At 71.3% G+C, this 14,143-nt stretch carries 13 protein-coding genes and 2 tRNA genes; 10 read left to right on the forward strand and 5 right to left on the reverse strand.

Annotation, left to right across the window (positions count from 1 at the left end; genetic code table 11):
- Positions 1-110 precede the first annotated feature (110 nt).
- From AB0F56_RS20735 to AB0F56_RS20745, 3 genes are all read left to right on the forward strand, one after another.
- Entirely contained in the window at positions 111-467 is a 357-nt protein-coding gene (locus AB0F56_RS20735) for a hypothetical protein (RefSeq protein ID WP_362011644.1), read from the forward strand.
- Between the two features lie 123 nt (positions 468-590).
- Positions 591-1,262: a bifunctional DNA primase/polymerase gene (locus tag AB0F56_RS20740; RefSeq protein ID WP_362011646.1), complete on the forward strand. Its 672-nt coding sequence runs from the start codon at positions 591-593 to the stop codon at positions 1,260-1,262.
- Positions 1,253-1,326: transfer RNA gene (locus AB0F56_RS20745), tRNA-Lys, on the forward strand. The genes AB0F56_RS20740 and AB0F56_RS20745 overlap by 10 nt, the downstream gene beginning before the upstream one ends.
- A gap of 58 nt (positions 1,327-1,384) precedes the next feature.
- On the opposite strand, the gene AB0F56_RS20750 is transcribed toward AB0F56_RS20745, so the two are convergent.
- Positions 1,385-2,638: a M6 family metalloprotease domain-containing protein gene (locus tag AB0F56_RS20750; protein ID WP_362011985.1), complete on the reverse strand. Its 1,254-nt coding sequence runs from the start codon at positions 2,636-2,638 to the stop codon at positions 1,385-1,387.
- A 355-nt stretch (positions 2,639-2,993) separates the two neighbouring features.
- On the opposite strand from AB0F56_RS20750, the gene AB0F56_RS20755 reads away from it, so the two are divergent.
- Positions 2,994-4,925, forward strand: coding sequence for an EAL domain-containing protein (locus AB0F56_RS20755; RefSeq protein WP_362011649.1), 1,932 nt, complete (start codon positions 2,994-2,996; stop codon positions 4,923-4,925).
- Positions 4,926-5,002: 77 nt separating this feature from the next.
- On the opposite strand, the gene AB0F56_RS20760 is transcribed toward AB0F56_RS20755, so the two are convergent.
- Complete coding sequence (locus tag AB0F56_RS20760; RefSeq protein WP_362011652.1) at positions 5,003-6,706, reverse strand: glycosyl hydrolase family 18 protein; 1,704 nt, start codon at positions 6,704-6,706, stop codon at positions 5,003-5,005.
- 282 nt (positions 6,707-6,988) lie between these two features.
- The gene (locus AB0F56_RS20765) at positions 6,989-8,056 is read right to left on the reverse strand and encodes an LLM class flavin-dependent oxidoreductase (protein ID WP_362011655.1); all 1,068 of its coding nucleotides are present in this window, start codon (positions 8,054-8,056) and stop codon (positions 6,989-6,991) included.
- A 110-nt stretch (positions 8,057-8,166) separates the two neighbouring features.
- Here AB0F56_RS20765 and ehuB point away from each other — a divergent pair, with 110 nt between their 5' ends.
- The 6 genes from ehuB (at position 8,167) to AB0F56_RS20795 (ending at position 12,174) form a co-directional block, all read left to right on the forward strand.
- Positions 8,167-9,033 (forward strand): ectoine/hydroxyectoine ABC transporter substrate-binding protein EhuB, encoded by an 867-nt coding sequence (gene ehuB, locus AB0F56_RS20770; protein ID WP_362011658.1) that lies wholly within the window; start codon positions 8,167-8,169, stop codon positions 9,031-9,033.
- Entirely contained in the window at positions 9,030-9,689 is a 660-nt protein-coding gene (ehuC, locus tag AB0F56_RS20775) for an ectoine/hydroxyectoine ABC transporter permease subunit EhuC (protein ID WP_362011661.1), read from the forward strand. The genes ehuB and ehuC overlap by 4 nt, the downstream gene beginning before the upstream one ends.
- Positions 9,686-10,336, forward strand: a complete 651-nt coding sequence (ehuD, locus tag AB0F56_RS20780) for an ectoine/hydroxyectoine ABC transporter permease subunit EhuD (RefSeq protein WP_362011663.1) — start codon at positions 9,686-9,688, stop codon at positions 10,334-10,336. The genes ehuC and ehuD overlap by 4 nt, the downstream gene beginning before the upstream one ends.
- On the forward strand, positions 10,326-11,069 hold the full coding sequence (gene ehuA, locus AB0F56_RS20785; protein ID WP_362011666.1) for an ectoine/hydroxyectoine ABC transporter ATP-binding protein EhuA: 744 nt from the start codon (positions 10,326-10,328) through the stop codon (positions 11,067-11,069). The genes ehuD and ehuA overlap by 11 nt, the downstream gene beginning before the upstream one ends.
- 167 nt (positions 11,070-11,236) lie before the next feature.
- Positions 11,237-11,995, forward strand: a complete 759-nt coding sequence (locus AB0F56_RS20790; protein WP_362011669.1) for an IclR family transcriptional regulator C-terminal domain-containing protein — start codon at positions 11,237-11,239, stop codon at positions 11,993-11,995.
- Positions 11,996-12,100: 105 nt separating this feature from the next.
- Positions 12,101-12,174, forward strand: a tRNA-Lys gene (locus tag AB0F56_RS20795).
- A gap of 55 nt (positions 12,175-12,229) precedes the next feature.
- Here AB0F56_RS20795 and AB0F56_RS20800 read toward each other — a convergent pair.
- Complete coding sequence (locus AB0F56_RS20800; protein ID WP_362011671.1) at positions 12,230-12,904, reverse strand: response regulator transcription factor; 675 nt, start codon at positions 12,902-12,904, stop codon at positions 12,230-12,232.
- Entirely contained in the window at positions 12,823-14,136 is a 1,314-nt protein-coding gene (locus tag AB0F56_RS20805; RefSeq protein WP_362011674.1) for a sensor domain-containing protein, read from the reverse strand. Before AB0F56_RS20805 ends, AB0F56_RS20800 begins: the two co-directional genes overlap by 82 nt.
- Positions 14,137-14,143: the final 7 nt, after the last annotated feature.

The raw sequence follows: 14,143 nt of genomic DNA on the forward strand, positions 1-14,143 counted from the left end.
CCGCGAGCCCGCCTCCGTACCCGCCCCGCGCCTCGCCCTCTTGCGCGGCGCGGGACAATGGAGGGAGGCCCGGAACTCCGGGCCGTGCGCGTGCGAGGAGGAGAAGGACCATGGCGGAATCCGCGGAGCGGAACGGGCAACGGCGGCTCCGGCCGGCGCCGCTGGTCTTCGAGCCCGCCGAGGCGACCGCGGACCCGGAGCACTTCTTCGACCTGGAGTCGCTCGACGACCCCCGCGAGCTGCTGGCGCGGGCGACCGAGCTGACGCTCGCGTTCCGCGCGGCGAAGGACCGGGCGATCGAGTTCCAGGCGATGGCGGCGGCCCAGCTGGCCGACCCGCGCCGCTTCGACCGGCTGACGGCGGCGGACGTCGCCGAGCGGGCGGAGTGGACCGAGGACTACGCCCGCCGGATGATCGACTTCGGTCGGGATCTGCTCCGCGCCGGCGGGACGCCGACCGACGACTGACCCGTCCGGCAACCGACCCGTCTGGCATATGCCGGGGCGAAAGATACTCCCCCGGCACGTGCCCTGTCCGGGTTTTTGGCAACACTGGGAAACAGTTCCGTCACTGCCGGTAGATCTTGGGTCATGAGCGCATGGCTACGAGACGAGACCCCGCTGAGTCCGGCCCAGAGCGACACCGACGAGCGGCGGAGCGAGCGGCAGGACATCTTCCGGTTCCTGCGGGACCCCGACGAGCGGCGCCACCACTCCGCCCATGTCACCGCTCCGGGCGCCGACTGGCTCGCCTCCGCCGCCGCGTTCCCGCGCTCCACGCTCGCGCTCTGGGAGGGCCGGCCCGCCGCCCCCGCCGTCCTGCCCTGCGGGGCGGTCTTCGACGTCGTGAACGTGGACAGCACCTTCGGGCGCCGGATGCTCGACCGGCTCTGGGCGGAGGGCCCCGGATCCGGGCCCGTCGCCGTCCACCGGGGCCGGATGCTGCTCTTCGCCGCGCCCGGGACCGCCCAGCGGTTACCGGCCCTGCTGCACTGGGAGGAGTGGGGCGACTCCGTTCCGCCCCCGCTCTGCCACGGCCTCGGGGACGCCGTCACGATCCCCCCGCTCACCCCCGCCCCGGCCGGCGGCCCCCGCTGGGTCGTCGCCCCGGACACCCGGCACCCCTGGCTGCCGGGGCCCGAGGTCATGCTCTGGGCCTGTGTCCGGGCGGTCCGCGCGGCCTCCGCCGCCGACGTGCGTATTTCGATTTTTCCTGGCGCCGATCAGGGTGCTAAGGTCTACGACGTCAGCAGGCGCCGCTAGCTCAGTTGGTTAGAGCAGCTGACTCTTAATCAGCGGGTCCGGGGTTCGAGTCCCTGGCGGCGCACAGACGAAGAAGGCCCCTCGCGCAAGCGGGGGGCCTTCTTGCTGCTCTCATCCGTCCCTCACGACGACGTCGGCGGCACCGTCACCTTCACCGTCCACGCCCCCGCCGCCGTCCGGTCCGCGACCTCCACCCGTGTGCCCTCGCCCGGCACCGTGAACGTCTCGCCCACACCCAGCGGCGCGTCCGCGAGCGGCGGGTAGACCGACCGGTCCCAGCAGGCCTCGGTCCGCGGATGGGTGTCCACGACCTCGATCGGGCCGTCGCCGGACGCCGCCTCGTTCCGTACGCGGTAGATCAGGATGCCCTCCGCGCAGGTGTCCCGGTCGTTGCCGGTGGCGCCGCGCGCCTCGATCGCGAGCGCGGTCCCCACCCCCGTACGGACGACCGCGAGCCGGTTGCCGAGCGAACCGCCGGCCACCGGCGCCGCCGCCAGCGGCTCCAGGCTGAACAGGCGGCTGCCCGGCCCCTGGACGCAGGTCACCTGGCTCCGGTCGAGCCAGCCCAGCTTCCACTTGTGCCAGCCGAAGGGCTCCGGCGCGAGACCGAACTGGCTGCCCATGACGTCCCAGTCCCCCACATGGGTGTCCCAGTCGCCCTTTCCGTCCACGGGCCGGTGGTAGAGGTCCGGCAGGTCGAAGACGTGCCCGGTCTCGTGCGCGAGGACGTTGCGGTCGGGCGGGTGCCGCTCGAAGACGGTGACGACCCGCTCGATCTCCTTGCCGTCCACCGTGAGCGGCTGCTCCAGGTTCACCACCTTGGTGGCGTCGGAGTCCACGCCAGGGGCGTCGGGGTCGGCGACCAGATAGACGATGTCGTAGCGCGCGAAGTCGACCTTGTCGTCCGCCGCCGCCAGCGCGTCGCGCAGATACGCCGTCCGCTTCGCCGCGTCCCAGTCACGCCGTATGGCGTACGCCGTCGACTCCTTCGGCATCTCGGTCCACTCCGCCCGGGTGTCCGCGCGCAGCGCGAAGCGGCCGTACGAGGCGTTCCGGAAGAACTCGCTGGTCCCGGGGAAGTGGTCGGCGGCCAACTCCTCGGTCGTGGTCAGCGGCTCGGAGTCGGGGAACGACAGGAAGACCATGACCGCGTCGAGCGAGCGGACCGGCTTCGGGTACGCGCCGTTCCAGGTGTCGAGGCCGAGCGAGTGGTGCGCGGCGGTACGGGGCAGGGCGCACGGGCCCGCCGCCGCGGCGCCCACGGCGGGGCCCGCCACGAGCCCGGTCGCGGCGAGCGCCACGAGGGAGGTGAAGGCCGCGGCGGAGGCACGAAGCCGTGCGCGGTCCACTCCCCCGGGTGGCTGCTGACCCCTCACGTGGACCTCCGGCTGCGGAATGCGGGACACCTCAACCACCTTGTGATGGTTTGCGGTGTTTCGCACTTTTCCGCTGCCCCAGTCGGGTGAGCGCGCAATCACGGGGTCGACGCGACACGCGCCCTCAACGACTCACGGAACGTCACAATCGGTCAGGCCCCCGCCGTCCCGCGTCAGACCCGCGCAGAAACGATCGGCCGGGCCGCGTCGGGAGGTGGCTCGGGGCGTCCACCGGGCCGCCGGCCGCCCATGAAGCTGGAACGGCCCCCTGGGGTGCCTCTATGATCGGCACACTTTCCTTGGCCGACCCCATCCCGACCACGTCTGAACGGCCCGACCACAACGGGAGCGAGCGGTGAGCGGAACCCCCGAAGGACCGGTGCACACCCGGCTCTCAGCCGGTCGGGAGGCCGCGCCGACGATCACGGAGCGTCACCACGGCCACCCGGACGGCCACCCGGACGCGCACCCCGACGGCCACCCCGAGTCCGGTCGCCCCGACGACGCGCCCGCCCACCCCTGCGACGCCGAACTCCGCGACTACCGCGCCGCCTTCCGCGCCGCACAGCTCGCCATGGCCGTCGTCGACCAGGACGGTCTCGTCGTCTCCGCCAACGACGCGCTCGGCACCCTCTTCGGCACCGAGGGCGCGGCCCTCCGCGAGCAGGCCGCCGCCGACCTCGTCGACCTCGCCTCCGACGGCCGCACCTGGCACGCGTACCGCGAGGTGCTGCGCGGCCGCCGCTCCCGCTTCCGCTGCACGCGCCGGCTCAAGCACCCCGACGGGCGCTCGCTCTGGGCCGAGGTCACCGTCTCGCCCGTGCCCGACAGCCCCCGAGTCCTGCTCTCCATCGCGGACATCAGCGACCGGCGCGAGCTCCAGGCCCGGCTGCGCCATCTCCAGATGCACGACCCGGTGACCCGGCTGCCCAACCGGACCCTCTTCTTCGAGCGGCTCTCGGCCGCCCTTGAGGCCGCGGCGGGCCAGGACGACGAGTCGGGCGAGTTCCGATCTTCGTACGAGTCGTACGGGCATGGCGGAACAGGGCGGATCGGTCTCTGCTACCTCGATCTCGACGGCTTCAAGGCGGTCAACGACACCCTCGGCCACCGCGTCGGGGACCGTCTTCTCGCCGCCGTGGCCGCCCGGTTGACGGAGTGCGCGGACAACGACGGGTACACCAGGAGCGGCGGGCACCTGGTCGCGCGGCTCGGCGGCGACGAGTTCGCGATCCTCGTCGAGGAGTCCACCGGGACCGAACAGCTGGCGGATCTGGCCCAGTCGGTGCTCTGCGCGCTCCAGCAGCCCTTCGACCTGGCCGGGCAGCGGCTCTCCGTCTCCGCCTCGATCGGGGTGGTGGAGCGGGGCGCGCGCGGGACGACCGCGACGGGCCTGATGCAGGCCGCCGACACCACGCTGTACTGGGCGAAGGCCGACGGCAAGGCCCGCTGGACGCTCTTCGACCCCGAGCGCAACGCCCACCGGATGACCCGGCAGGCGCTCTCCTCCACGCTCCGACCCGCCGTGGAGCGTGGGGAGTTCGGGCTTGAGTACCAGCCGCTGGTCGGGCTCGCGGACGGCGCGGTGCGCGGGGTGGAGGCACTGGTGCGCTGGAACCACCCGCAGTTCGGCACGCTCGCGCCGAATCGGTTCGTCGGGATCGCCGAGGAGGACGGGTCGATCGTCGAGCTCGGGCGGTGGGTGCTGCGGACCGCGTGCCGGCAGGCCAGGCAGTGGCAGAAGGACCATCCGCGCGAGCGGCCGCTGTTCGTGAGCGTCAACGTGGCCGTACGGCAGGTCTGGGACTCCGACCTGGTGGCGGACGTGGCGGGGATCCTGGCGGAGACCGGACTCGCGCCGCATCTGCTGCAGTTGGAGCTGACCGAGTCCGCGGTGATGGGCTCGGCGGGCCGGCCGCTCCAGGCGCTCCAGGCGCTGAGCGACATGGGTGTGCGGATCGCCATCGACGACTTCGGCACCGGCTATTCGAACCTGGCGTATCTGAGCCGGCTCCCGGTCTCGGTCCTCAAGCTCGACGGGTCGTTCGTCCGCGGCTTCCAGGACGAGGCGCACGCCAACCCGGCGGACGAGCTGATCGTGGAGGCGCTGGTCCAGCTGGCGCACCGGCTCGGTCTGACGGTCACCGCCGAGTGCGTGGAGACCTCGGGGCAGGCGACCCGGCTGCGGCGGATCGGCTGCGACACCGGGCAGGGCTGGCTGTACTCGCGGGCGGTGTCCCCGGACCGTATCGCGGAGTTGATCGGCACCTCGCCGCTTCCCGTCTGACAGCGGGCATGGAACTGCCCCCGGCCGGAGGGACATTCCGGGCGGGGGCAGCGGTTCATGGGTGGTTCAGCGGGGAGCTAGCAGGCGCCCTGGTCCTTCCAGACGCCCCACTCGCCGGTCGTGCCCGGCGTCTCGTTCTGCGTCCACCACTGGGCGAGCCACTTACGGCCGTTGTGGGAGACGACGGTGCCGCCGTTGTAGACCGTGCCGGCGACGTACGCCGGGACCGAGCCGCAGCCGGTGGGCGGCGTGGTCGGCGGGGTCGTGGGCGGGGTGGTCGGAGGCGTCGTGGGCGGGGTGGTGGGCGGCGTGGTCGGCGGGGTCGTGGTGGCGCCGAGCGCGTCGTTGATCTGGTTCAGCAGGGTGATGTTGTTGTCCAGGCCGAGGAGCGAGTACATCATCGCGCCGGCCAGACCACGCTGCTTGCCGTAGTCCACCCGGGCCTGGATCGACTTCTGGTTCAGGCCGGTGAAGAACTCGCCGTCCTTGTAGAAGTACGAGGACTTGGCCTGGTCGTCCCAGAAGGTGCTCGCCGCGTTGTCGACGACGCCGCCGAGCTCCTTGTAGTGGGCGATGCCGGCCTGCTGGCTGAGCGGGCGGGCGTTGGAGCCGCCGGTCGCGGACTGGGCGAGGCCGTTGGCGGAGCCCGCCGGGACGCCCTTCCAGCCGCGGTAGTAGAACTCGTAGCCGAGCGTCAGCTTGTTGGCCGGGAAGCCGCCCGCGATGCCGTAGGCCGGCTTGCCGTCGATCCAGGAGTCGATCGCGTTGTCGATCGAGTACTTCTCGGTGCCCGGCGCGATGGGGTCGGTCGGGTCGTTCGCGCCGGAGTAGAGCGGCGACTGGTGGTACGTCGGCCCGTCGCCGTCCCAGGCGCCGTGCATGTCGTACGTCATGATGTTCGCGTAGTCGAGGTACGCGCCGATCTTGTCCGTCTCGATGTACTTGATCTTGTCCTGGCCGGCCGGGAGAGCCGCGGTCAGCATGTACTTCTTGCCGCCGTTGGCCGCGCCGTACGCGTCGAGCTGCTTGCGGAACTCGGCGAGCAGGAGCGTGAAGTTCTGCTTGTCCTCGGGGCCGTAGTGGTTGCCGAGGTGGCCGCCGGAGGAGCCGGGGTACTCCCAGTCGATGTCGATGCCGTCGAAGATGCCGGCCGCGGTGCCGGGGCCGCCGTAGCCGCCCTCGACCGGGAGGTTGCCCTTGAGGTACTGGTCGATGCAGGAGGAGACCAGCTTCTTGCGGCTGGCGTCGGTCTTGGCCGCGTCGTGGAAGAACTTGGAGTAGGTCCAGCCACCGAGCGAGATGTTGATCTTCAGGTGGGGGTACTTCGCCTTCAGCTCCTTGAACTGGTTGAAGACGCCCACGATCGGCTGGTTCCAGGTGTCGGCGACGCCGTCCACGCTGTCGGCCGCGCCGAAGGACTTCTGGTAGTCGGCGTAGGAGTCGCCCGCACCGTCACCCGCGTTGGGGTTGTTGTCGTCACCCGCGGCCTTGTTGGCCTCGAAACAGGTGAGTTCAGTGGGGTGGATGTTGCCGAACGAGTAGTTGATGATGTCCAGTTTGCTCGCGATGCCCCGAGTGTCGAGGTGCTTGGGGTAGAAGGCGTTGCCGTACACGCTCCACTGGTCGTAGTACGCGATGCGGACGTTGCCGTCGGCGGCCGCCGTGGCGGTGGTGGCGGAGCCGGCTGCCGAGGCGGAGCCGATGCCGACGGTCGCGGCGAGCGCGCCTGCGGCGAGGGCCGTGCTCACGAGCGCGGCGATCAAGGGCTTACGGGGGTGCACGTGCGGCCTCCGAGGGGGATACGAGGGGTACGTGGTACGGCGGTTGGCAAAGTGATAGCCGCTGCGTGAACAGCACGTCAATGGTCTGAACCAGATCAAGGACTAGACCAATTGGCGGGAGAAAACCCTTGTCAGAGCGGTGCAGCACAAAAACGAACCGCCCGCCACCATGGGTGACGAGCGGTTTAAGGTTCCTTTATGGGAACGGAGTCGACGGTTCCGGACTGAACCAGCCGACCAAGGAATTCGCGCCGGAGGCGGCTGGGACAGGCCCTGGGGACGTCAGTCCAGATGCGGCATCCCGTACGCGTCGGCGATCAACTCGTAGCTCCGCAGCCGGACATCGCCGCCGTGCGCGTTGGCCGTGATCATCAGCTCGTCGGCCCCGGTCCGCTTGCGCAGATCGTCCAGACCGGTCCGTACCTCGTCCGGCGTGCCGTGCACGATGTTCGCGAGCCAGCTCTCCACGAACTCCCGCTCCGTCGGGCTGAAGGGGTACGCCTCCGTCTCCTCGGGCGTCGGGATCAGGCCGGGCCGGCCGGTGCGCAGCCGCAGCATCGACAGGGCGCCCGTGAGGACCTGGCGGCGGGCCTCCTTGGCGTCGTCGTTGGCCAGCGCGGCGACGCCGATGAGCGCGTACGGCGCGTCGAGGACCGCCGAGGGGCGGAAGGAGTCCCGGTAGAGGTCGAGCGCCGGGATCGTGTTCTGGGCGGAGAAGTGGTGGGCGAAGGCGAAGGGCAGCCCGAGCGTGCCGGCGAGGCGCGCGCTGAAGCCGGAGGAGCCGAGCAGCCAGATCGGCGGCCGCCCCTTGGGCCCCTGCACCGGTCCGGGCACGGCGTGGATGCGCGAGTACGGGTGGCCGTCAGGGAAGTCGTCGTCCAGGAACCGGGTCAGCTCGGCCAGTTGCTGCGGGAAGTCGTCCGCGCCCTCGTTCAGGGTCCGGGTCCGGCGGAGAGCGGCCGCCGTGGCGCCGTCCGTGCCGGGGGCGCGGCCCAGGCCGAGGTCGACGCGGCCGGGGGCCAAGGCCTCCAGCGTGCCGAACTGCTCGGCGATCACCAGCGGGGCGTGGTTGGGCAGCATGACGCCGCCCGAGCCGAGCCGGATGCGCTCGGTGTGCGCGGCGAGGTGGGCCAGGATCACGGCCGGCGAGGAGGAGGCGACGCCGGGCATCGAGTGGTGCTCGGCGACCCAGTGCCGGTGGTAGCCGCGGCGCTCGGCGAGCTTGCTGATCTCGACGCTGGTGGCCAGCGCCTGGCTCGCGGTCCTGCCGCTGCCGACGGTCACCAGGTCCAGTACGGACAGCGGCACGGGCGAGTCCCCGTGTGCCGTGCCCCGAATCGCGTCGCTCACCGTGTGCCGACCCTTCTGCGCTCAGACGTGTGTACGCAGGACCAGAACAGGAGGCAGTCTCCGGTTATTCCGAAGGAATGACCCGTTCGGCTTCGGGTAGCCGCGCGCCCATGCCTCGATCAACGAACCAGATACGACGGCGGACGGTCCTGTGGGGGACGGCGGCCGCCGCGACGACCGCGGCGGCCGGGTGCGCCCGGGTCGCCTCCGGCGACACCCTCGGCCGGCTCAGATCCCAGGGCACCGTCCGCCTCGGCATCGCGGGCGAGGTGCCGTACGGCTATGTCGACGAGCAGGGCGCCTTCACCGGCGAGGCCCCCGAGCTGGCCCGAGTGATCTTCGGGCGGCTCGGCATCCAGGACGTCCAGCCGGTCGCCACGGACTTCGCCTCGCTCATCCCCGGACTCGGCTCGCAGCAGTTCGACGTCGTCTCGGCCGGGATGTACATCAACAAGGAGCGCTGCGCGCAGGTGGTCTTCGCCGACCCCGAGTACCAGATGCTCGACTCCTTCATCGTCCGCAAGGGCAACCCGAAGAACCTCAACTCGTACGAGGACGTGGTGCGCTCCAAGGCCCGCTTCGCGACCGGCAGCGGGTACGCCGAGATCGCGTACGCGGTCGCCGCCGGCTACCCGGAGAAGGACATCGTGATCCTCCAGGACCAGGTCGCCGGCCTGAACGCGGTCGAGTCCGGTCGCGTCGACGTCTTCGCCGGCACCGCGCTGACCGCCCGCTCGGTGGTCCGCAAGTCCAGCAAGGCGGAGGCCACCGCGCCCTTCGCCGCCGTCGTCGACGGCAAGCGGAAGGTCGACGGCGGCGGCTTCGCCTTCCGCCCCACCGACACCGCCCTGCGGGACGCCTTCAACACCGAGCTGCACCGCATGAAGAAGAGCGGCGAACTCTTCCGGATCATGCGGCGCTTCGGCTTCACGGAGGCCGAGATGACCACGCTGACCGCCGAGGAGCTGTGCCGATGACCGCCGGACTCTGGCAGAACTGGGTCCTGCCCGGCATCTGGATCACCCTCCAGCTCCTGATCGCCTCCACCGCGCTCGCCGCCGTGGTCGCCTTCGCCGTCGGCACCGCCCGTACGCACCGCTCCCGCGCCGTCCGCTTCCTGGCCGGGCTCTACACCGAGGTTTTCCGCGGCACGTCCGCGCTGATCCTGATGTTCTGGCTGTTCTTCGTCCTGCCGCCACTGGTCGGCTGGCAGCTCGTCCCGATGTGGGCGGCGATCCTCGCGCTCGGCCTCTCCTACGGGGCGTACGGCGCCGAGATCGTGCGCGGCGCCCTCAACGCCGTGCCCGACGCGCAGCGCGAGGCGGGGATCGCGCTCAGCCTCACGCCCTGGCAGCGGCTGCGGCTCGTGCTGCTGCCGCAGGCCGTGCCCGAGATGATCCCGTCCTTCTGCAACCTGCTGGTCGAGCTGCTCAAGGGCACCGCCCTGGTCTCGCTGCTCGGCGTCGGGGACGTCTCCTTCGCCGCGTACCTGGTGCGGCTCGCGACCCAGGAGAGCGGCGGGATCTACACGGTCACCCTGCTCGTGTACTTCGTGATCGCGCTCGCGATCACCCGCTCCATGAAGGCGCTGGAGAGGCGCACCAAGGCGAACCTGGGGGTGGTGGCCAAGTGAACTGGGACTGGTCCGCGGTCGTGGACTTCCTGCCGCGCTTCTGGGACGGGGTGCTCGTCACCCTCCAGGTCCTGGTGCTCGGCTCGCTGATCTCGTTCTCGCTCGGCCTGGTCTGGGCGCTCGGCTTCCGGGCCCGCAGCAGGCTGGTGCGCTGGCCGGTGCAGGCGGTGACCGAGTTCGTCCGTACGACTCCGCTGCTCGTGCAGCTCTTCTTCCTCTTCTTCGTGCTGCCGGAGTGGGGCGTGCAGTTCTCCGCGCTGGCCACTGGCACGCTCGCGATCGGGCTGCACTACTCGACGTACACCGCGCAGGTCTACCGGGCCGGCATCGACGCCGTACCGGTCGGGCAGTGGGAGGCGGCGAAGGCGCTGAGCCTGCCGCGCCACCGGATCTGGCTGACGGTGATCCTGCCGCAGGCCCTGCGCCGGATCACGCCCGCGCTCGGCAACTACGTCATCGCGATGCTGAAGGACACCCCGATCCTGGCCGGAATCGGTGTGCTCGAACTCCTCCAGCAGACCCGGTTGGAGTCCGCCGCCACCTTCCAGTACACCGAGCCGCTCACGGTGGTCGGGGTGGCCTTTGTCCTGATCGCGTATCCCGCTTCCCTTCTCGTCCGCACCCTGGAGCGCCGCCTTGCCCACTGAACAGCTCATCCGCTTCGAGAACGTCACCAAGCGCTTCGGGGACCAGACGGTCCTCGACGATCTCAACTTCTCGGTCCGTACCGGCAAGCACGTCACCCTGATCGGACCCTCCGGTTCCGGTAAGACGACGATCCTGCGGCTCCTGATGACCCTGGAGAAGCCCGACGCCGGCACCATCCGGGTCAACGGCGGGAAGCTCTACCCGGCCGACGAGAAGCACCGGCGCGAGGTGCGGAAGAAGATCGGCATGGTCTTCCAGCACTTCAACCTCTTCCCCCACATGTCCGTCCTGCGCAACATCACCGAGGCGCCGGTCCGGACCCTCGGCAAGAGCCGCGAGGAGGCCGAGGCGCGCGGCAGGGAACTGCTCGACATGGTCGGTCTCGCGGACAAGTGCGAGGCCAGGCCCGCGCAGTTGTCCGGCGGGCAGCAGCAGCGGGTCGCGATCGCACGGGCGCTCGCGATGGAGCCGAAGGTGCTCCTGCTCGACGAGGTGACCTCCGCTCTCGACCCCGAGCTGGTGGCCGGCGTCCTCGATCTGCTCCGGGAGATCGCGTCGACGACCGACATCACCATGATCTGTGTGACGCACGAGATGAATTTCGCCCGGGACATCTCGGACGAGGTCCTGATGTTCGACGCGGGACGGGTGATCGAGTCCGGTTCTCCGGAAAAAATCTTCTCGGATCCTGAGCACGCGCGTACTCGCGAGTTTCTCGGCGCGGTGCTCTGACCTGAGGCTCTCGTAAGGTTCTTTGACTATGGCATATGCCAAGGTGATGCGCCCCAGCGTACGGCGCTGGGGCGCCGCATCAATCTCGCCAACAGCCGCCCCGAAAAGGGAGCTTGACGGCTATCGTGGTACGGAAGCTTGCGGTCACAACCTGGTAGGGGGAAACCGTGGCGCTGAAGCCCGAGCCCACTGCGCCGTTCCACTCGGTGCAATACGCCCTGCGCGTCCTTGAGACGGTCTCACGGCACGGTGGCGGGGTGACGGACGTCCAGATCGCTCGTGAGACCGGTCTGCCCGTCGCCCATCTGTCCTCTCTGCTGCTCATGCTCCGACGCGAGGGGTACGTCGAGCAGGTCGCCGACGGCGCCTATGTCATCGGCGACTCCCTGGTCCTCCTGGGCTCCGGCCTCACCCGCCGCGAGGCGCTCGAGGGCAAGCTCCAGGAGACGCTGACCGAACTGCGCGACTCCGTCGGCGCCGCGGTCTACATCAGCCGGTACATCGACGGCGAGGTGAAGATCACCCAGTTCGCCGACGGGCCGCGCACGCCCAAGGTCAACGAGTGGGTGGACTTCCGCTCGGCCGCGCACGCCAGCGCGGTCGGCAAGTGCCTGCTGACCCAGCTGGACCAGAACGGCCGCAGGGACCACCTCTCGCGCCACAAGATCGCCCGGCTCACCTCCCGGACGATCACCAACGAGAAGGTGCTCTTCTCCAAGCTGGACAGCCAGCCGGCGACGGTCCCGGTGCTCGACCTCCAGGAGTACGCGGTGGGCACGGTCTGCGCGGCGGTGCCGCTGACGGCCGGCGCGGCCGTGGGCTGCCTGGCGCTCTCGCTGCCGATCGAGCACGCCCACCGGCTGCGCGCGGCGGCCGACACGCTGAACCGCAGAGCGGCTCCGGTGGTGCTCTCCCTGGCGATCTGAGCAGGTCAGCGCCGGACGGAGCGGATCGGAGCGGTGTGACCCGGCCCTCAGGAGTGGTGGTCGGAACCACCCCCGAGGACCAGGTAGTATTTTCTCTGTCAGCAGGCGCCGCTAGCTCAGTTGGTTAGAGCAGCTGACTCTTAATCAGCGGGTCCGGGGTTCGAGTCCCTGGCGGCGCACAGACGGAAGAAGCCCCTCGCGGAAGCGGGGGGCTTCTTCGTGTCCCGAAGAGCGTCAGGCCCGCAGATACGTGAGGACCGCGAGGACCCGGCGGTGGGTCTCCTCCGCCGGCGGCAGGTCCAGCTTCCCCAGGATGTTGCCGATGTGCTTGCCGACGGCCGCCTCGGTGACGACGAGCCGGCGGGCGATCTCCCCGTTGGAGTGCCCCTCGGCGACGAGCCCGAGGACCTCGCGCTCGCGCGGGGTCAGCGCCGCCAGCGGATCGCGGCGGCGCCGCAGCAGCTGCCGTACGACCTCCGGGTCCACGACCGTGCCGCCGTCGGCGACCCGGACCAGGGCGTCCAGGAACTCCTCGACCTGGCCGACCCGGTCCTTGAGGAGATAGCCGACGCCGGTGCCGTCGCCGGCGTCCAGGAGGTCGGCGGCGTAGGTCCGCTGGACGTACTGGCTCAGGACGAGGACGGGCAGGTCCGGGCGTTCGGCGCGCAGGGCGACGGCGGCGCGGAGCCCCTCGTCCTGGAAACCGGGCGGCATCCGGACGTCGGTGACGACGATGTCCGGATCGTGCGCGGTGACCGCCGCACGCATCGCGTCGGCGTCGCCGACGGCGGCGACGACCTCGTGGCCGAAACGGGCGAGCAGCCCGATCAGGCCCTCGCGGAGGAGGACGCTGTCCTCGGCGAGGACGACCCGGAGGGCGCGGTCTCGGTCTCGGGCAGCGGTCGGCACGGGATCTCCACTCGTAGGACGGTCGGCCCACCCGGCGGGCTCATGATCGTCAGTGTGCCATCGAGGACGGCGAGCCGGTCGGCGAGTCCGGTGAGCCCGGTGCCGCGGCCCGGATCGGCCCCGCCGCGCCCGTCGTCCTCGACCGTGAGCGTCAGGGAGCCGTCGCCGTACCGGGCGGTGACGGTCGCGCGGCCCGCGCCGCTGTGCCGGCCGATGTTGGCGAGGGCCTCGCTGACGGCGAAGTATCCGGCGCTCTCCACGGCCGTGGGCAGCCGGGGCAGTTCGACGTCTGTGGTGACGGGGACGGCCGAGCGGTCGGCGGCGTCGGTGAGGGCCGCGCCGAGGCCGTAGTCGGCGAGGACCTGGGGGTGGATGCCGTGGATGAGATCGCGCAGCTCGGTCAGGACCCGGCCGGCCTCGTCGTGGGCCCGGGCGAGCTGGTCGGCGAGCGGGCCGGGCGGGGCGTCGAGCCGGGCGATCCCCAGGGTCATGGCGAGGGCGACCAGGCGCTGCTGGGCGCCGTCGTGGAGGTCGCGTTCGATCCGCCGCCGCTCGGCCTCGAAGGCGTCGACGAGCCGGGCCCGGGAGGCGGTGACCTCGCCGATCCGTGCGCGCAGCTCGGCCTCGCGGGGCGCGAGCAGGACCCGGCTCAGCGCGGCGCGGGCCCCGGCGAGCGCGCCCAGCGGGTAGAGCAGGGCGACGAGGAGCACGACCCCGAGGAGGGCGGCGGCGAAGGCCTGCGGATACGAGGTGACCAGGACGGTCTTGACGACCTTGGCCTCGTGGCCGTCGGCGGCGAGCTGGAGGGGCGTGGCCATGAGCGCGGCGGGCAGCCCGAGGGCGACGGCGAGGACGATCAGGTCGAGCGGCCACAGGACGGTGGCGTGCAGGACGGCGTACGCGAACTCCCGCCAGGTCGCCTGCTCCCGGGCTCGGACCCGGAGCCAGGCCCCGAGCCCGGGGGTGCCCGGGACCCGGTGCGGGTCGGCGGCCGGGTCGAGGTCGACGAGCCGGAGCCGCCGGCGTTCGAGGCCGCCGAGGGCGACCCCGGCGAGGAGCAGCAGCGGAAGCCCGACCAGGACCAGCGAGAAGACGGCGAGCACCACGAGCACGAGCAGCGCGGGGACGCCGGTCACCACCCCGGTCGCCAGATACCCGGCCGACCGCCAGGGCCAGCGGGTCCGCGGATACCGGGCCCGGGTGAGGGCCTGCCAGGGGGTTCGGGGCGTCATGGGGTTC

The sequence above is a fragment of the Streptomyces sp. NPDC026092 genome (assembly GCF_040638605.1).
Classification (GTDB): Bacteria; Actinomycetota; Actinomycetes; order Streptomycetales; family Streptomycetaceae; genus Streptomyces.